Source organism: Nocardia pneumoniae NBRC 100136 (assembly GCF_000308755.1).
Lineage (GTDB): Bacteria > Actinomycetota > Actinomycetes > Mycobacteriales > Mycobacteriaceae > Nocardia > Nocardia pneumoniae.
In genome coordinates this window covers 182,224-200,993 of sequence record NZ_BAGF01000027.1, presented here as the reverse complement: position 1 = coordinate 200,993, position 18,770 = coordinate 182,224, and the positions used below count along the sequence as shown (strand labels likewise).

General features: G+C 69.7%; 12 protein-coding genes and 1 other RNA gene. 4 read left to right on the top strand and 9 right to left on the bottom strand.

Annotation, left to right across the window (positions count from 1 at the left end; translation table 11 throughout):
• Positions 1-13: 13 nt before the first annotated feature.
• Both ON34_RS08275 and ON34_RS08270 read right to left on the bottom strand, forming a co-directional pair.
• Positions 14-1,465, bottom strand: coding sequence for an RNB domain-containing ribonuclease (locus ON34_RS08275; protein ID WP_040776260.1), 1,452 nt, complete (start codon positions 1,463-1,465; stop codon positions 14-16).
• Positions 1,466-1,480: 15 nt separating this feature from the next.
• Positions 1,481-1,795, bottom strand: coding sequence for a hypothetical protein (locus ON34_RS08270; protein ID WP_245547942.1), 315 nt, complete (start codon positions 1,793-1,795; stop codon positions 1,481-1,483).
• A gap of 294 nt (positions 1,796-2,089) precedes the next feature.
• Here ON34_RS08270 and ON34_RS08265 point away from each other — a divergent pair, with 294 nt between their 5' ends.
• On the top strand, positions 2,090-2,461 hold the full coding sequence (locus ON34_RS08265) for a hypothetical protein (protein WP_040776254.1): 372 nt from the start codon (positions 2,090-2,092) through the stop codon (positions 2,459-2,461).
• A gap of 153 nt (positions 2,462-2,614) precedes the next feature.
• Here ON34_RS08265 and rnpB read toward each other — a convergent pair.
• An RNA gene (gene rnpB, locus ON34_RS33440) (RNase P RNA component class A) lies at positions 2,615-3,029 on the bottom strand.
• 36 nt (positions 3,030-3,065) lie between these two features.
• On the opposite strand from rnpB, the gene ON34_RS08260 reads away from it, so the two are divergent.
• Both ON34_RS08260 and ON34_RS08255 read left to right on the top strand, forming a co-directional pair.
• Entirely contained in the window at positions 3,066-3,953 is an 888-nt protein-coding gene (locus ON34_RS08260; RefSeq protein WP_040776251.1) for an alpha/beta hydrolase, read from the top strand.
• A gap of 211 nt (positions 3,954-4,164) precedes the next feature.
• Positions 4,165-4,626 carry a GNAT family N-acetyltransferase gene (locus ON34_RS08255; protein WP_040776627.1) on the top strand — a complete coding sequence of 154 codons (462 nt, stop codon included), beginning with the start codon at positions 4,165-4,167 and terminating at the stop codon, positions 4,624-4,626.
• Between the two features lie 19 nt (positions 4,627-4,645).
• Here the strand turns inward: ON34_RS08255 and ON34_RS08250 are convergent, their stop codons facing one another.
• The 3 genes from ON34_RS08250 to ON34_RS08240 form a co-directional block, all read right to left on the bottom strand.
• A complete protein-coding gene (locus ON34_RS08250) occupies positions 4,646-5,389 on the bottom strand; it encodes a hypothetical protein (RefSeq protein WP_040776248.1) in 744 nt (247 codons plus the stop codon).
• Between the two features lie 92 nt (positions 5,390-5,481).
• A complete protein-coding gene (locus ON34_RS08245) occupies positions 5,482-5,973 on the bottom strand; it encodes a GNAT family N-acetyltransferase (protein WP_040776246.1) in 492 nt (163 codons plus the stop codon).
• 62 nt (positions 5,974-6,035) lie between these two features.
• On the bottom strand, positions 6,036-6,443 hold the full coding sequence (locus ON34_RS08240) for a hypothetical protein (RefSeq protein WP_040776243.1): 408 nt from the start codon (positions 6,441-6,443) through the stop codon (positions 6,036-6,038).
• Between the two features lie 111 nt (positions 6,444-6,554).
• Here ON34_RS08240 and ON34_RS08235 point away from each other — a divergent pair, with 111 nt between their 5' ends.
• Positions 6,555-7,361 (top strand): helix-turn-helix domain-containing protein, encoded by an 807-nt coding sequence (locus ON34_RS08235; protein WP_040776240.1) that lies wholly within the window; start codon positions 6,555-6,557, stop codon positions 7,359-7,361.
• 7 nt (positions 7,362-7,368) lie between these two features.
• On the opposite strand, the gene ON34_RS08230 is transcribed toward ON34_RS08235, so the two are convergent.
• The 3 genes from ON34_RS08230 to ON34_RS08220 all read right to left on the bottom strand — a co-directional run bounded on the left by ON34_RS08230 (position 7,369) and on the right by ON34_RS08220 (position 18,754).
• The gene (locus ON34_RS08230) at positions 7,369-14,538 is read right to left on the bottom strand and encodes a non-ribosomal peptide synthetase (RefSeq protein ID WP_245547941.1); all 7,170 of its coding nucleotides are present in this window, start codon (positions 14,536-14,538) and stop codon (positions 7,369-7,371) included.
• A 237-nt stretch (positions 14,539-14,775) separates the two neighbouring features.
• Positions 14,776-17,247 carry an FAD-dependent monooxygenase gene (locus ON34_RS35855; protein ID WP_040776237.1) on the bottom strand — a complete coding sequence of 824 codons (2,472 nt, stop codon included), beginning with the start codon at positions 17,245-17,247 and terminating at the stop codon, positions 14,776-14,778.
• Between the two features lie 316 nt (positions 17,248-17,563).
• On the bottom strand, positions 17,564-18,754 hold the full coding sequence (locus tag ON34_RS08220; RefSeq protein ID WP_040776234.1) for a bifunctional RNase H/acid phosphatase: 1,191 nt from the start codon (positions 18,752-18,754) through the stop codon (positions 17,564-17,566).
• Between the last annotated feature and the right edge of the window lie 16 nt (positions 18,755-18,770).

Below are 18,770 nucleotides of genomic sequence, written 5' to 3'. Positions count from 1 at the left end.
TGGGGCAGCGCATTCACGCCGGGTATGTGAAGCTCACTTTTCGCTCCCTCGGATCCGCCGACACCAGGCGTACCCGCACCGCCGCCCCTTCCGGCGGCTCGCCCAGGCACGGACCGAGCACCGGCGGGTCGGCGACGAAGATCACCGCGGGTCGGTTGCCGTTGGCCTCGCGCACCACCACGGCGTCGAACTCGGCGTCGATCCGCCGCGCCAGCAACGTCGACTCGGTCAGATCGATGCAGGCGCGCTCGATCTTGCTCGCGACGCCATCGCTGCGCCGCATGGTGTCGGCGGTGCGCACCAGCCCGTCCCGCACCCAGCGCGGCACCTCCGTTCCCGCGCACCGGGCCAGGCAGATCTCGGTCGCGAATCGGTCCGACAGCCGCCGCAGCGGGGCGGTGACGTGCGCGTACGGCGCGCCGATACCACTGTGCCGCAGGGCTTCCGATGTGGGCGGCGCCCCGGAGTCGCCAGTGACCACGGTGTAGGACGCACCGCGCAGCAGAGTCGTCGCCTCGGACATCAGCACCAGCGCCGCGGGCGTGTTGGGGTCCAGCCGCGCCAGCATCTGGCCGACCGGTTCCTCGACGGGCCAGGCCACGCCCAGCGCGTGCGCGGTGCGGCGCATGGAGTCGATCGCGGATTCGGCCGGTGGCGGCATGGTGCGCAGCAGCGCGACTCGCTCCTCGGCGGGAATGTTCCCGTTCAGCATGATCCGCGCCGCGCACATGCCGGTCAGCAGCGAAACCTGTTCATTCCAGTCGTCGGCGGCGGTGCGTGGTTCGACCACCAGCCGCCAGTGTCCGTTGGCGCGCTCGTCCTGCACGACGGATTGCGCGGGCAGCCGCAACCCGATCGCGCCGCGGGCGAGCCCCGCCGCGATGCGCCGCGCGCCGAACTCCGGCAAGGCCGCGATGGAGGGATGCAACCGACCGGCCTCGGCGTCGGCCTGCACGCCGGAGTAGTCCAGCCGGGCGCGGGAGCGCACCAATGCCCGCACCACCGAGAAATGCCGCGGTTCGGCGTGCTCGTCGAGTTCGATGGTCCACAGCGCGGCCGGGCGAGTTCGCTCCGGCAGCAGGCTCGCGGACCCTTCCGACAGGGTCGGCGGGTGCAGCGGCACGGTGCCGTCGGGAAGATAGAACGTCTGTCCCCTGGCGCCGGACTCCTTGGCGAGTGCGCCATCGGGAGCGATCACGGCGCCGACATCGGCGATGGCGTAGTGCACCAGGAAGCCGGTGGGGATGCGCACGAGATGCAGGGCCTGGTCCAGATCCATGGCCCCGGGCGGGTCGATCGTCACGAACGGGATGTCCGTGCGATCGACCCGGGTGCCCGCGAACGCGTCGACCGCGGCGCGGGCCTCCGCGCTGGCCTCGGCGGGATACGTCGAGGCCAACCCGAACTCGGAACGAATGGCGCCGAAATCTACCGGCGCCGAGACGATCCGCTGGTGCAGTTCCACGCTGCGGCGCCGGTCCTACTGCAGCGCCAGCATGGAGCCGTTGAGCTGGTCGAACGGACCGTAGACGGTGAAGGTGACCCGGCCACCGGGAACCGAGGACGACACCTGCGCCGCGGCGTCCAGCGCCTGACCGAAGGAGGCGGCGGACGGATGCGGCAGACCGGCGATGGCCAGACCGACGTGAGTCTGATGCACCCACACCGTGTCGGCGGGGCTGAGGTCGACTTGAACCCCACCCTGCAGCGGCGTCACCGCGACCGCATTGGCGGAACCGGCGCCGAGCACCGCGAAAACCGAGGCGGCGCCTGCGACCAATGCGCCGGCGACCATGGAGCGAACTACTCGCATATGTGTTGAGACCTGCTTTCCCGCGAAGTATGAAGGGCCCGATGCTGCCCCGCACCGGGCCTTGCCAACGGCGACTACTTTATGACGTCCATCACGCTGACGGCCAGTGGCGCGCGAATCCCTCCTGCCTCTGCTCGGTCCCGAGCAGGCCGCGTACGGGCTCGGGACTTCACCATCGACCCGGCCTGACCGCGCGATTGTTCTCGCACGCTCGTTGCCTCCCGTTAACCTGGCGGGAGGCGACAGTGATCCTGGGCCGCTAGCATCCCGCGCGTGATGAGAACTACCGCCGCGATCGCGGCCAGTGCCACCCTCTTTTCCCTGCTCCTCACCGGTTGCGGGGACGACAAGTCCAGCAGCGCCGCCTCGTCGACCACCACGGCCGCCTCGCAGGGCGCCACCGCCGCGGTCGACACCGTGAAGACGGGCGCGTTCGTCGTCAGCTTCCGTGGCGCGTTCCCCAAGCTCGCCGAAGGCAAGGACGACGCGAAGATCGCGAGCATCCTGTCCGAGACCTGCGCGGACATCAAGGCGGGCAAGTCCGAGGACGACGTCGTCGCCAACATCACCAAGCGGGCGGCAGGCCACACCCAGCCGACCGCCGAGGAAGCCAAGGCCATTTACCAGATGGCCAAGCTGATGTGCTGATCCGTCCGCGCTGAGGACCTACGACCGTCGAGTCGGCGGTAGCCGCATACCGCCGCACGGCCGGTTCCACGTCGTGGGATCCGGCATGCCGCCGACGACGGACACCTCTTCTCGCCGCTGCCGAGCGCGCAGCCGGGCCGCGAGCGCGGTGGGCGGACGAGTTGGTCTGTAAGCCGGATCCTGTCCCCGGTTCGCACCGGGGGGCGGCCATCCATCTGGACACTCCGTTGCCGGGTGCCTCGAGCGGTCCACCCGCAGGCTCGGGCGAGCAACCCTCGAACGCCTGCGCAGCCGCACCGCGGGCGGTGCGGCCTTCGACCTTGCTCCGGGCGGGGTTTACCGAGCCGCCCCGGTCACCCGGAGCGCTGGTGCGCTCTTACCGCACCGTTTCACCCTCACCGCACGGCCTCGACGACCGTGGGCGGTCTGTTTTCTGTGGCACTGTCCCGCGGGTCACCCCGGGTTGCCGTTAGCAACCGCCCTGCTCTGTGGAGTCCGGACTTTCCTCGGCGCCGGGCGGCGGCACGATCGTGCCCGTTCCCTGCGCCGCGGCCGCCCGACCAACTCGTCCGCGATAACAGAATACTGGGTACGGTTACTGGCCATGGAACGTGTCGAGGTCGGCTTCCCTTCCGGAAGCGAGCAGTGCGCCGCGTGGCTCTATCGCCCGGACGGCGCACCCAAACCCCGCCCGCTAGTGGTGATGGGACACGGGCTGGGGGCCAATCGGGAAATGGGACTTGACCGGTACGCGCGGCGTTTCGCGGCCGCGGGCATGGCGGTCCTGGTGTTCGACTATCGGCATTTCGGCGCCAGTCAGGGCACGCCACGCCAGTTGCTGAGCATCGCGCGCCAGCGTGCGGACTGGCATGCCGCCATCGCCTACGCGCGCACCTTGCGCGGCATCGACGCGACCCGGATCGCGTTGTGGGGCACCTCGTTCGGCGGCGGGCACGCCCTGTCGGTCGCACCGGACGACGACTACATCGCGGCCGTGGTGGCGCAGGTGCCGTTCACCAGCGGCCTGTCCTCGGCGCTGGCGAAGGGACCGATCAGCGTGACCAAGGTGGCCACCATCGCGGCCACCGATCTGCTGCTGGGCACCATCCGGCGCAAGCCCGTCCGCATCCGGCTGGCCGGACGCAAGCGCGCCGCGGCGCTGATGAGCGCGCCCGACGTGCCGGAAGGCTTCCGCAGGCTGTCCGACGAGAGCGAGACCTACGAGCCGAAAGTGGCTGCGCGCGTGGCGTTTTCCGCACTGTTCGACGCACCGGGACGACGCGCGAAGGCATTGAAGATGCCGGTGCTGTACGCACTGTGCGACGACGACTCCGTCGCCCCGGTGAAATCCGCGCTGCGCGCCGCCGAACGCACCAAGCACGCGGTCGTAAAGCGTTATCCAGCGGGGCATTTCGACATCTATTTCGACGAAGTCTTCGAGAAAGCGGTCTACGACCAGACCGAATTCCTGGTATCTGTGCTGAGACCGTAATTCGTTCGCCCCCGGCGCGAGCCAACGGCAATTCAGTCCGACCGCGCTCGACCGGGCCGCGCCGGGACCTACACCACCCGGCTTCAATCGGTCGTGCTGGACGACTGACGCTGTCCGCTTCCGCGAGAAAATCCGGTCTACACCCTGCGGTCCGCCTCTCAGATCATCCCAGGGGTCGACGGCGGCGGCCGATGCTGTCACGATGACGCGGATGATTGTCAGGCTTGCGCGGGAGGACGACCTCGCCGGTTTTCTCGAACTGGCGGGACAAGTCGAGCACTGGTTCGGCCCGATGGTCGACGAGGCCGGATTCCATGCGACGCTGCTGCGGCACATTCGGGCCGGGACGGCGCTCGTCGCCCGGTCCGCGGGGGCCGAAGTGCTCGGCGGCATCATGTTCGGCGCGCAGCCGCCGACCTATCGGGTGGACTGGCTGGTCGTCGCGGAACAGGCCCGCGGACACGGCATCGGACGGGCGCTGACGACGGACGCGATCCGCCGGTACGTGCGCTGCCCCGGCACACTCGAAGTGGTCACCTTCGGAGCCGATCATCCCGGCGCGGCGGCCAGCGGCGCCCGGGCGTTCTACGAACACCTGGGATTCAATCCCGCCGAAGTCGCGGCTGCCGGGCCGGAGGGCGGTTCCCGGCAGGTCTACCGGCGGCACATCTGAGGCACACCGGCCGGAAACATCATCGTCCTCGGAAGACGCGCCAGAGAATGAAGGCGAGGACCGCCGCGGGCGCGGCCGCCAGGATGGGCTTGCCACGGACCGTGTCCAGAAGCGTGCGGGCCGGGTGGGCGACGGATTCGGGGAGCCCCGCAGCGCCGAGTTCGGCAGCGCTCGCGGCGTTGGCCTGCGCCATTTCCGCGCGCTCGGCGGCGCGCTGGACGGACTCGTCCACCGTTTGCGCGGCCTGCTCCGTCTGGTACTCGGCAGTTCGCCCAACGGCGGTCTGCGGCTGTTGTGCCGCACCGGCCGCAACGCCACTCACCTGTTCGGCCTCTCGCCCGACGGTCGCCTCCGCCTCCGCGAAGGGCACCGCCGCGGCGGCAGAGCCGCCCACCTCAGCAGCGGCCTCCTCCGCCTCGCGACCCACGCTCGGCGTCTCCAACCCGGTCATACCGGCCGCTCCGGCAACGGCGGCGGCGCTCGCCTCGGCAGCGCTCTGTTCCGGCCCGCGCCCTGCGGTCAGCGTCTCCGACCCGGTCATGCCGGGCACTCCTGCGGTCGGGCCGCCCGCTGCGGCTGCCGCCTCGTCCGCCTGGAGCCCCGCGGTCGCCGCCTCCGGCTCGGCTTGCTCTGGTTCTTCCGCGGCGTGGCGGCCCGGCCTGGCGGCGTACTCGCCTTGCTGCCCGGTACCGGCCGTCTCGCCCACATCGCCGATGTCATGGATGCGGTCGATCTCGGGGTCCGGGCGTTCGCGTTCGTTCATCACTGTCTCCTGTCCTCGGCTGGGCGGCGCCGGACAGATTTCCTGGATGCCGTCGTTGCCCGGTTACCCTACGAACGACCGGACAAACGGGACTACGGAAGACGCCACTCCATCTCGAATTCCCGCCGCGAGTCGCCCGGGGCCATGGGCCCGCTCACCCCGGTCGGCACGAAGCCGCTGCGCAGATACAACCGCTGGGCAAAGGTGTTGCTCTCGGCGACCTCCAAGCGGACCACACGATGGCCGCCCGCCACGGCCCAATCGAGAACCGCGCGAACAAGCCGGTCCGACACCCCGGTTCCGCGCGACCGCGACGCCACCCACATCGAAATCAGATGCACACCACCGCGGTCCCGATCGGGCATGCCGCCGACCGTGCCCAACTCCGTCCCCGCCGACTCGGCCAGGAACTGCGCTCGATCGGTCAGCATCCGCCGCCAGTCACCTTCGGTGCGAGCCCGCGCCTCGGCCAAGGTGGAACCGAAGTACTGCGGCGTGTCGGCCAGCGCCCTGAGCCGGACGCGCCGGAACGCCGCCCAATCGTCCGGCATGAGCAACCTGATCACGGATGTCGTGACGTCCATCCGAATTCTCTACCTGGTCCCCGATGACGTGCGCAAAGGATTTGCCGTGGCGGCCTTCCACCTCAACCGAGCCTGCGCAACCCGGCGCACTCCAGCCCGGCGAAGAGGGCGACCGCCACGGCGCCCACGAGGAGGAACGCCACGCCGAGACCGGTCAGTGGGAGCACACCGCAACCGGCCAGCGCGATCATAGCGACAACCGAGATCGCGTTGACGGCGACGACCGCCTGTGCGTGCCGCGCCGATATAGCCGGGTACCGGGCGATCATCAGCAACACGAGCGCGCCGCCCAGCATGATGACGCCGAACGAAATGCTCCACCCGATCGGCAACCCGAGCGGGTCGCGCAGGAATGCGCTCCCCGCCACCAGCACACCACCGAAGATCCCGGTGCTCCAGCCGTCCACCGCGAGCGCGGTGCGCAGGAAGGTGGCGTCGCCGCTCCGGTTGGCCGAGGTCGTGGGTGTCATGTCGTCCTCCTGTGGTCGATCCGTCGCAACCAACCCTGCTGGCCGGAGGTGAGCGTCTCAATAACCTGGGAGGTCATGGCCGGACGGCGGCGCGGGTGCTTAGCTGATCGAATGACATCGGTGCAGACGCGATCGAGAGCGGGGCTCCTGCTGCGCGAATGGCGGCAGCGGCGCAGATTGAGTCAGCTGGATCTGGCGCTGGCGGCCGATACTTCGGCGCGGCACCTCTCCTACCTGGAGACAGGGCGGGCCATGCCAAGCCGGGCGATGGTGCTGCGTCTGTGCGACACGCTGGATGTGCCGCTGCGCGAGCGCAATACACTGCTGATGGCCGCCGGTTACGCACCCGCGTATCGGGAGAGCAGCCTCGACGACGCGCATCTCACGTCGGTCCGAGCCGCCGTGGACACCATGCTGGCCACGCACGAACCCTATCCGGCCGTGGTCATCGATCGGCTGTGGAACGTGGTGACCGGAAACGCCGCGATGAGCGTGCTGATGGACGGCGTTCCCGCGCACGTACTGGCGCCGCGCCCGAATGTGTACCGGCTGGTGTTGCACCTGGACGGACTCGCGTCCCGGTTGGCCAACCTCGCACAGGTGCGGGCACTGTTCCTGGCTCGGCTGGCCAGACAGGTCAGCGCGAGCGGCGACCACGATCTGGCGGCGCTGTACGACGAGGTGTCCGGCTACCCGGCGGCCGACGACACAGCGGAGGTCGGGCCCCCGCCGGGCCCCTTCGAAGTGCCGATCCGGATCCGCACACCTGCGGGTGAGCTGTCGATGTTCAGCACGATGGCCACCTTCGGCGCGCCCGCTGACGTCACCCTGTCGGAGCTGGCCATCGAATTGTTCTATCCACTGGACGAATTCACCACGGCCGCGCTGCGCGGGATGGCGGCCGTGGCGAATTCGTGAGCGCTTTTCAGGCGTCCAGCATGGATTCGTCCCACTCCAAGTCCAGGTCGGGATCGGCGGAGGACAGTATCTCGTCCAGGCGCAGCCCCACCTCGCTGATGTTCGGCTCGGTCATCATGTTCAGGTGGTCGCCGGGCACCGAGATCACCGTGAACCGGCGGGCCGCGTACTGCTTCCAGCCGTTGTCCGCGCTGTCGAACATGCTGCCGACGGTCTGGTGTGCCAGGTCGACGCCCGGCGGCAGTCCCTCGGTGGCGCGCAGCAGCGTGATGTCCCGCTCGTAGGGCTCGAGCTTGTAGTCCAGCATCGCCGAGTAGTTGGCGTAGAACACCTCGTAGAGCCGCCGGATCGCCTGATGCGGACTAGCGGCGGGCAGGATGTCCGACCGCACCGCCTCGGCCAGCATCGCCGCGAACAGTTCCTCGGAATCGTGCACATCGGGTTCGAAATCAACCAGCGCGGACTGGCTTCCGCGCGCATACCACAGCAGCTCGAGGAAGAACCACCGGATCAGCTTCTCCTCCGGGATCTGGGCGCGCTCCTGTGCGCGTAGCGCCATGGTGTCCAACAGCGTCACGCTGGACACTTCGTGCTCGGGCAGCTGACGGGCCATCTCCAAGGCGACGTAGCCGCCGAACGACCAACCCGCCAGATGATAGGGGCCGTTCGGATGCACGCGCCGCACCGCTTCCAGATACGACTCGGTCATCGCCGCGATCGTCTTCTCCGGCGCGCTGCCCGCGTCCGCGCCCGCCGCCTGCAATCCGTACACCGGGCGATCCGGATCCAGATACGGGATGAGGGTCCGATAGCACAGCACATTCCCGCCGATCGGATGCACCAGGAACAGCGGCGGCTTGCTGCCGACGGGGTTGAGCGGCACCAGTGGGTCGAAGGTGCGCCGGACATCGCCGCCCGCCCGCACCAGCGTGGCGAGCCCGGCCGCGGTGGGCGCGCTGATGAACGCGTCCAGCGGCACGTCGACGCCCCACCGCCGCGACAGCGCCATCACCACGCGCATCGCCCCGATCGAGGTCCCACCCGCCGCGAAGAAGTCGTCGCCCACGCCGATCGCACGCAGACCGGCGTATTCGGCGAGCAACTGCACTGCCGACCGCTCGTACTCGTCGGCCGGTTCCCGTTGCGGCGCCACCGATTCCGTGACGTCCTCGCCGTACGCGCGCAAGGTCGCGTCATCGCGTTTGCCGCTGGGCGTGCGGGGCAGCTCGTCGAGCCAGACGAACCGCGACGGCACCATGTGCGCGGGCAGCAGCGCCCGCAGCTCGTGCCGCAGCGCGGCCGGATCGGTCTGCTCCGGCGCGCCGACCAGGAACGCGATCAGCGACCCGTCGATCCTACCGAAACCGCGTGCCACCACGGCCGCTTCGGTTATGCCGGGGAACTTCTCCACCAGTCCGAGGATGCACAGCTCGACTTCGGCCGGTTCCACCCGGAAGCCCCGGATCTTCACCTGGCTGTCGCTGCGGCCGAGGCAGACGATGTCGCCGGAGAACAGCCGAACGCCCAGATCGCCGGTGCGGTACCGGATTCCGCCCGCATGGGTGGCCACGAACCGCTGAGCGGTGAGATCGGGGCGGCCCTCGTAGCCGCGCGCGAGGGAACGGCCGCCGAGATAGATCTCGCCGATCACGCCGTCGGGCACCGGGCGCAGCGCGTTGTCGAGCAACTCCACCGTGTCGCCGTCGACGGCTCGGCCGATGGGCGGCAGCGCGGGGAACTCGTCGGCCGGACCCCGCAGGGTGAATTTCGTGGCGACATGGGATTCGGTGGGGCCGTATTGGTTTTCCAGCACCAAGCCCGGAACCACCTTGCACAGTGCGCGGATCTCGTCGGTGATGCGCAGCTGCTCACCGGAGGAGATCAGCACCTTCAGCTCGGTCGGGAACTTGCGCAGACCCACGGCCGCCTCCGCGAACGCCTGCAACGCCACGTACGGCAGGAACAGCCGTTCGATGCCCTCGTCCACCACGGTGTTCAGCAATTGCTCGACGTTCGACCGCAGGTCGGCCGAACTCACCCGCAGGGTCGACCCGGCCGCGAGGGTGGTGAAGATCTCCTGGAACGATACGTCGAAACTCAACGGCGCCAATTGCAGCGTGCTGCGGAGGCCAGTGCCGGTCGCCGCGCGGATCTGCCAATCCACCAGCGAGGTCAGACCGCGATGCGGCATCGCGACGCCCTTGGGCTCGCCGGTCGACCCGGAGGTGAACAGCACGTAGGCCACCGCGTCGGGCGAAACATGGTCCGGCAGCGGGACATCCGCGTCGTCTGCCGAATCGTCGAAGAGCGGGGTGGTGTCGAGCACCAAGGCGGCGTCGTCGACAATGTCGCGGTAGTCGGCGTCCGCGACCACGCGGTGCGGGCGCGCGCGGTCGATCATCAGATTCAGCCTGGCCCGCGGGTAGCCGACGTCCAAGGGGACGCACGCGGCGCCGATCCGGGTCAGCGCCAGCACGAGCAGCACGAGTTCCGGACGGCGCCGCATCAGGATGCCCACCCGGTCGCCCGGCGACACGCCGAGCCCGGTCAGGCGGCGCGCCAGCCGGTCGGAACGTTCGATCAGCTCGTCGTAGGTGAGGGATTCCTCGTCACCGGCCACGGCGATGGCCGCCGGGTTGAGCGCGGCGGCGTCGGCCACCAGCGTGCCGACGTCGCGGGCAGGCGCAGGCCCGGCACCGCCGTCGATCTTCGCGTCGGGGTCGGCCACGATCGCGGCCAGCATGCGCAGCTGGGTGAGCGCCACGGTCTCGCACTGCTCGGCGGTCAGCGTGTGATCGCCGTTGACCCGCAGCCACATCCGGCCGTCGCGCGGGTCGGTCGCCACGGTCACCAGCAGTTGGAAGTTGGTCTCCTCGCGGATGTCGAAGTCCAGCACCCGCACGCCGTCCAGCATGAGCACCGGCTGGAAGACGTGGTAGTTGACGTAGTTGAACGCCGCCTCGAGCGCAGGCCCGCCGTCGGCGAGGATCGATTGGAGCGGGTAGCGGCGGTATGGGTAGGCCTCACGTTCCCGGCGCGCGACCTGCTCTACCGCCGCGCGCCACGTGGTCGCGGTGCCGTCCAATCGGACGGGCAGGGTGTTGAGGAAAAGTCCGGCTACCCGTTCGGAACCCGCGCGGTCCGGACGACCGTGGCTGACCACACCTGTGGTGACGTCCGTTCGCCCGGTGAGTGCCCGCAGAGCCAGGCAGTGCGCGGCCAGATAGACCGATTTCTCCGGAACCTGGTGGCGTGCGGCGAACACCGACACTCGCTCGGTCAGGCGTCGCGGCACCAGCGCCTTCGCCTGCCGTACCTCGGCGACCGCCGGTTGGTGCGCCCCGAGCGGAGTGAGGGCGGTTGGTTCGGCTCCGGCGAGCGCGGTCAGCCAGTACTCGCGTGCCGCGGTGTCGCGTGCGCTGCCCTGTTCGGCCTGCGCGTACTCGGCCAGGACCGTCGTGGGATGCGGCGCGGCCTCGATCCGGGTCTGCGTCATGCCGAGGTGGCTCAGATAGTCCAGCAGCAGTTCCTGCACCGCGGTGGCGACACTCCAGCCGTCCAGAATGGCGTGGTGGAAGCTCAGCACCAGATCCACCGTGCCCACCGGCTCGTGCGGGCCCGGGCGGACGAACACCCGGATGGCGAACAGCGGAGCGGCTGAGATGTCGTACTGGGCGTGGGTGCGTTCTTGGAGATAGGACTCGATCAGTTCCGCGCCGTCCAGCTCGTCGGTATCGCCGAGGTCGACGATCTCCGGCTCGTAGGGCAGTTCGGCGTGCACGATCTGCAACGGAATCGAGTACCTGGTCAGGTCGAACGAGGAGCGCAGCACCGGCTGCCGCCGCACCAGGCGGCCCACTGCGGCACGGAATTCCACAGCATCCCAAGGTATTTCGAGCCGGTATCGGAACGCGTCCTTGTACGTGACCGAGTCGGTGCGCTCGATGCTGTGATACAGCATGCCCAGTTGCAGCGCCGTGGCCGGGAACGCGTCTTCCGCCCGGTGCAGCGCGGCGCGGTCGATGAGCGGCACCGTCGCCAGCGGCGCCAGGGCGCGCGCGTGGTCGTCGCCGTCCCGGTCGGCGCGCACGACGCGCGCCAGCTCGGCGATGGTCGGCGCTTGGTAGAAGGCGTCCACATCGAAGTGGAGTCCGGCGCGCTCGGCCGCGGTGCGCACGGCCAGCGCGAGAATGGAATCGCCGCCGTGGGTGAAGAAGTTGTCGTGCACACCGATCGACTCCACGCCGAGCACCGTGCACCAGACGCGCGCGAGCCGCGCCTCCACGTCGGTGCGCGGCTCGACACCCGCGACCTGCTCGGCGCCGTGTCCGAGGACGAGCTGCTCGGCGAGCGCGCGGCGGTCGAGTTTCCCATTGCGGGTCAGCGGGATCCGGTCTACCCGGATCAGCCGGGTGGGCACCATGTAGCGCGGCAGTTTCGCCGCGATCCGCTCGGCGATCTCCTCGCCGGTCACGTCGGTTCCGACGAAGTAGCCGACCAGCTGCACGCCGTGCGCCTCGGACAGTTCGTCCACCACCGCCGCGGCGCGCACCCCGCGGCAACCGAGCATGGCGTTGTGCACCTCGCCGAGCGTCACCCGGTTGCCGCGGATCTTCACCTGGTCGTCGAAGCGGCCCAGGTACTCGAGGTTGCCGTCCGGCAGCCAGCGCGCCAGATCGCCGGTGCGGTAGCGCCGCCGGCCGGGCACCGCGCGATCGTCCACGAAGGCGGCCGCGGTCAGCTCGGGCCTGCCGCGATATCCGCGCGCCACGCCGACGCCCGCGATGTTCAGTTCGCCCGGCACCCCGACCGGTACGCGGCGACCGGTTTCGTCGAGCACGAGCAGGTCGATGTTGTCGATGGGACGACCGATCGGCACCACATCGAGCGCATCGTCGCGGGGGCAGTCGAAATAGGAGACGTCGACGGTCGCCTCGGTCGGGCCGTAGAGGTTCACCAGCTCCGGCGCCGCCGCCCCGGCCGCGGTGAAGACCGCGTGGAATCGGCGCACCAGCGCCGGTGGCAGCGCCTCACCGCTGCAGAACACCCTGCGCAGACTGCCGATCCGCGCGACCACCGCGGGGTCGGCCGCGAGCTCGTCGACGAACGCGGCCAGCATGGACGGCACGAAGTGCAGGACGGTGACCGTGTGCGCGGCGATGGCGTCGACGATGCGGCGCGGATCGCGCTCCCCGCCCGGCTCCAGCAACGCCAACCTGGCGCCGGTGATCGCCCACCAGAACAGCTCCCACACCGAGACGTCGAAGGTGACCGGCGTCTTCTGCAGGATCACGTCCTCGGCGTGCAACGGGTAGCGCCGCTGCATCCAGGTCAGCCGGTTCACCACCGACCGGTGCTCGATCATCACGCCTTTGGGCACGCCGGTGGAGCCCGAGGTGTAGATCAGATAGCTCAGATCCGCTGGGTGCGAGACGTTCTCGTTACCCCGCGCGGGAACGGTGTCGGCCACCGTGATCCTGGTGACGCGCAGCTTGTCGAACACCGCCTGGTGCTCGGGTCCTGCCACCACGAAGCGCGCCCCGCAGTCGGCGAGCACGGTTTCGATGCGCGTGGCCGGAAAGTCCGGGTCCAACGGCACGTACGCGCACCCGGCGCGCAGCGTGCCGAAAATCGCGACGAGCAGCTCCGTCGAGCGCGTCAGCACCACCGGGACGCATTCGTTGCCGGTCACGCCCAGCGCCCGCAGCCGGGCGGCGAATCCGTCGGCCAGCGCGGACAGCTCGCCGTAGCGCAGCGCCCGCTCCCCCGAGCCCGCGACCGCCTCGATCGCCACTCGGTCCGGGTACTCGGCGGCCGCCTCACGGAACAATCGGTCGATCGTGGTGTACGGAAACTCTTCGCGCGGCCCGGTCTCGAAAGCGGTGATGGCGGCCAGCTCGCGCGCTGGCATCAGCGGCAACGCCGAGATCGGGGCATCGGGCCGGTCCAGCGCCGCGGTCAGGAGCGCGCCGATGCTGCGCACGACCGACTCGAACGGGAAGTTCTCGTCGAAGACGTCGCGGTCGTAATAGAGCTGGAGATTCAGCGAACCGTCGCGCGCGTGCTCGACGGCGAGGATGTTCAGCGCCTCGAGCACCGTGCCCGGATTGACGATGTCGATGGTGCCGAGGATCTTCTCCAGATGATCCGACGACGGCATCTTGATGTAGGAGTACGCCACGTCGAACAGCGGCGGCGCCGTCGGATCACTGCTGAGCGCACGAGCCAGGTCACCGTAGGGAAAACGCTCGTAGCGCTTGAGTTCCCGGATCTGCGCGGTCACCTCGGACACGACCGCTGACAGCGGCTGGGCCGGGTCGACCCGGATGCGCAGCGGCACCACGTTCGTCCGGTGTCCGGCGGTGCGGAAGGTCTCCGGGCTGTGCCGGTTCAGCATCGGTACCCCGATCACCACTTCCTCGGAGCGATGAACGGTGGTGAGGTACGCGGCCAGCGCCGAGACGGTGAAGGCGAAGACAGAGAAGCCGGTGGCGCGAATCCGGTCCAGGAACGCGGGTTCCACCACCACACGCCTGCGTCCGCGGTCCACGTTCGGGGTGCTCGCCCGGCCGGAGAAGAGCGCGGGCACCACTCCTTCGAAGCGGCGGACCAGCGCATCCCGGTCGGCGACCCACTGCGGAGACGACAGATACTCCTCGTGCTCGGCCGCGATCTTGCGATAGGTGCGCACGCCGCGGTCGGTCTCCTCGGTGACCGGTTCCGGTTCGGCGAGCAGTTCCAGTGGCAGGTCCGAGCGGCTGTAGTTGTCCACCAGGGCGCCCCACAACGCGTTCACGCCCCACCCGTCGATCATCGCGTGGTGCATCGCGACGTAGAGGTAGAAGTGGTCGGGTCCGTCGACCAGCGCGGCGATCCGGAACGGCTGGCGCGGCGGCGATGGCGTCAGGTTGGCCCGGTTCACCCATTCCCCGCGGGCCGCGGCCGGGTCCGACGCCCAGCTCAGGTCGATCAGCTCGACGTCCGGTAGCTCGTCGGAAACCCACTGCCAGAAGCGGCCTTCGGAGAACTCGAACCGCAGGCGCAGCGCCGCGTCGGAGAGCAGTGCCCGGCGCACCACGGCTCGCAGCCGCGCCATATCGAACGGCTCGTCCAGGAACGCGCAGTAGGCGTTCCTGGTGACCGGCGCGGGCCCGTACCGGAAGTCCACGGACAACACATCTCGTTGATACGCGCTGACCGGCCACGCCTCGGGTCTAGTGGGAGTAGCACTCGGTTCGGATGTCACAGTCACTCCTATCGCGACACTCGCGGCACCGGCTGTGCGCGGATCCGACCAAGCCCAAATCGCTGACGCGCAAAGCTGCTACCACAGTTATCCAGTTATCGATATCGCAAATCACGGCATCGACTTCGCCGATGCCGGACTCGGCTGTCGTCTTGTGGTGTTGGCGGGTCAGCAGGCCGACAGCAGTGCGCGCACACTCTCATCGGCGAGGCGTTCGGCTCGATCCCGCGACACCGCGGGTTCGACGTAGCCGACGTTGAAGGACAATTCGTCGTGGGTCGCGTTGGCGGTGGCCATGATGAACCCGCTCACCGACATGCCGGAGACGAACTGCGCGCCTTCCAGCTGCCAGGAGCCGATCTTGTCCGGGAAGGGATAGCGGCCCAGGTAGGTCATACAGAGATGACCGGGGCCGCGGGTATCCATGAGCTTGACCGTGGACGCGCTGGCGGCCACCGATTTCGGCGCGGCCACCTTCAGCAGGTTCAGGGCGGAGAGATGATCACGCCGATCCATCCGCGCGCCGTATTCGCGGGCGATCTCGACGGCGATCTCCCACAGCGAAGCCCACGGCGCGTACTTCGCCGGGGTGGCGATCATGCCCTGATAGGTGCCGACCTCGGTGTCCGCGGCGGCGCCGTCGAGATGGTCGCGAAAGTTGACCGAGCTGCCGACGGTGTACCAGGTCGCCTTGTCGGTGCCCGCCTCCCTGGCCGCCGCCATCAGCAGCGCCGCGGACAAAGCGGCCTGCAGGCCGACGCCGTGGCGTGCGCAGCCCGCGGTGAGCGCGTCCAGTTGGTCGGCGTCGAGGCTGCGATGCACCACCCGGCTGCGCCGCTGTGCGGGCGGAGCCAGCGAGGTCGGTTCCAGTCGGCGCGGCCTGCGCAGCTGCGACTTCTGATCGCGCAGCAGCGAACCCGCGGTGCGCAGCGCGCCGCTGCCGCCCTGGAAACGCGGCGGGAACAGATCTTCCGGGCCGGGTCGCACCGGGGCGGGCGGGAACTCGCCCGCTTCCCCCGCGGCCGCCTGGAGCACCTGCTTGGCCACCGACAGCGCGCTCTCGCCATCCGCGATCGCGTAGTGCAGCGTCACGATCAGCTCGTTGGTGCCGTCGGTCTCCTTGATCAGCACCGCCCTGGCCAACGGCCCGGCGCGCCAGTCGAAGGGCTCGCGCAGCTCGACCTCGTCGACCTCGGCCAACCACGTGGTGCTGTCCTCGGATTCGATCACGCGCAGCGGGATGGGAGCCTGCACCGGGACGAAACGCGGTGCGGTGCCGTCGGATTCGGCGGCGACGGCGACCCGCAAGAGCGGATGTCGGCGCTGCACGTCGTCCAGCCCTGCCCGGATCCGGTCGACATCGACCTGCCCGCGGATGCGCACGCGCGACACGATGTGCAGCGGCGCCAGCTGATCGGCGATCCAGTGCCAGCGCTCGACCGGCGACAGCGGGCGCGGCAGCCGCGCGGTGGGCCCGTCCAGCGGCGGGAACGACATCGGCTTGGCGAGCTCGCGCAGGAAGAACTCGGTGGGCGCGTGCCGGAAGTAGATGTCGCGCACCCGCACCAAACGCGGATCGGTGGTCTGCTCGATCTTGGCGAGCGAGGCCGAGCCGTTGACGAACATGGCGGTGCGGTCGGCGCGCAGCTGCTCGTAACGGCGCAGGCCCGCAACCGGATCCAGCGCGTTGCGCAGCACGTTCGCCAGCACCACCGCGTCCTCGATGGCGGAGTTGGCGCCCTGGCCGAGGCTGGGCAGCATCGGGTGCGCCGCGTCACCGAGCAGGGTCACCCGGCCGCGGCCCCACCGCGGCAGCGGCGGGCGGTCCTGGGCGGGCACCGCGAGGATCGCGGACTCGTCGGTCTGCTCGATGCAGGCGCGCACCTCCGGCGCCCAGTCGGCGTACAGGCGCAGCAGGTCTTCCTTGCCGCCGCGCCAGTTCGCGGCCTCGTCGGCGGGCAAGGTCTGGGTGCCCCACCAGTACACCCGGCCGTGCCCGATGTCATGGATGCCGAAACGCATTCCGGTGCCCCAGAAATGCGCCGAGAGGCCGCGCGCGACGTTGCCATGCTCGAACGGGATGCAGGCCAGCCAGCACACGAAATTGCCCGGGCGCGGTTCGGCGCGGCCGTGCAGCTGGGCGCGCACCATGGAGTGGATGCCGTCGGCGCCGACGAGCAGATCGCCCTCGGCCACCCGGCCGTCGGCGAACTCCACTCGCACGTGCTCGCCGTCGTCGACGAACCGAGTGGCCTGCGCGGCAACGAAAGTCGGCGTGTCGCCGATCGCGCGCAACAGCACGTCGTGCAGGTCGGTGCGGTGCAGCGCCACGGCGGGCGCGCCGAGCTGGGCATCGAGCCGGTGCACCGGAAGCACCCGGATCGGGCTGCCGTCGGGGTTGCAGAAGCGGAACGTCTCGACCCGGCCACCGCGCTCGAGCAGGTGCTCATCGAGGCCGAGGCCGAGGGTGCGCAACGCGTTGATTCCGTTGGCCTGCACGGAAAGACCGAAACCCTGCGCACGCAGCTCCGGGCCCGCTTCGTATAGCTCGACGGCGAAACCCGCGTGCCGCAGCGCGGCCGCGGTGGTGAGTCCTCCGATCCCCGCCCCAAGAACGATTACCTTGATCGGACTGCTCATCGAACCTGCACTCTCTCGAACCACTCGACGGCACAGGCGCTTCCCGCCGCGACGCGGCCTATGGGCGGCGCTGCCCATGAACCATCGTCCCCCTTTGTGACACCGATCGAGGGCACACAGTGTCGACCCCGACCAGGCAGGCAGGGTAGGACGCCTGTGCCTGACCGTCCGGAAGCCTACCGCTACTCGGCGCGCAAGGCCGAGTCGAAGTGAGATTCACCGCATCGCGCGAATGTGAAACGCAAACGTGTTGCAATAGGGCATAATTCGCCCTTCGCGCACCGCGTTCCCCCTCGTTCCAGGTGTCGTCGCGCGCTCAGAGATAGGACGTGTCGTTCACCAGACGCACCGATGATCCGCCATCGAGATAGAACTCCGCTATGGATAGCGACGCCAGATCCAGATGCAACCGGTACAGCAGCGAAGGCCCGGCATCGAGCGCCAGTTGCAGCAGCGTCTTGATCGGGGTCACGTGACTGACCACCACCACGTTCGCACCGGGATACCGTTCGATCAGATCGCGACGGGCCGCGTCCACCCGTTCCCGGACCTGATCGAAGCTCTCCCCGCCGGGCGCCGCCGTGGCCGGGTCGCCGATCCAGCGGGCGTGCAGATCGGGGTCTCGTTGCGCGGCTTCGGCGAAGGTCAGGCCCTCCCACGCGCCGAAATCGGTCTCGATCAGACCGTCGTGTAGCTCGGCGGACACCCCCAGGGCGGTCGCCGCGGCCTCCGCGGTCTCCCTCGCCCGGCCCAGCGGTGAGCTGACCACGGCGGCGATATCGCCTTTGGCGGCAAGCATTTTCGCGGCCCGGGCGGCCTGTTCCCGGCCCACCGCGGTCAGCGGCGGATTGCCGCGACCGGAATAGCGGCGCTCCAGCGACAGCTCGGTCTGGCCGTGACGCAGCAGCAACAGCCGGGTGGGGCGGCCGGTGGCACGGGTCCAGCCGGGGCCCTGCCGCGCCGGTTCCGGCGGCGCGGCCGCCTGCCTGGCTTCCTCGATCCAGCTCGGCAGATCGCGCTCGGTGACCGCGAGCGCCGGGTCGGCGGCCTCGGTCGACCGCGCGGACTCCGCCGCCGCGCTGACCTCGCCGGGCAGGGTGGCGTCGTCCATGGCTTGGTTCGCCAGCCGGTCGGCGTGGGCGTTCTGGGCGCGGGGGATCCAGGTGAAACGCACCCGAACGAACCCGGCGGCCAGCCTGCGGGCCCGGTCGGCGAGCGGAATCATGGCCGCGTGCTTGACCTTCCAGCGTCCGGTCATCTGCTCGACGACCAGCTTGGAATCCATCCGCACGTCGACGGATTCGGCGCCGAGCTCGGCCGCGGCCTCCAATCCGGCGATCAGGCCGCGGTATTCGGCGACGTTGTTGGTGGCGATGCCGAGGAACTCCCGGCGTTCGGCGAGCACGTGGACGTGCTCGGCGTCGTAGACCACCGCGCCGTACCCGGCCGGACCGGGATTGCCGCGAGAGCCGCCGTCGGCCTCGACGATCACCTCGGAGTAGGTCATCGCCGCGCTCGCTCGG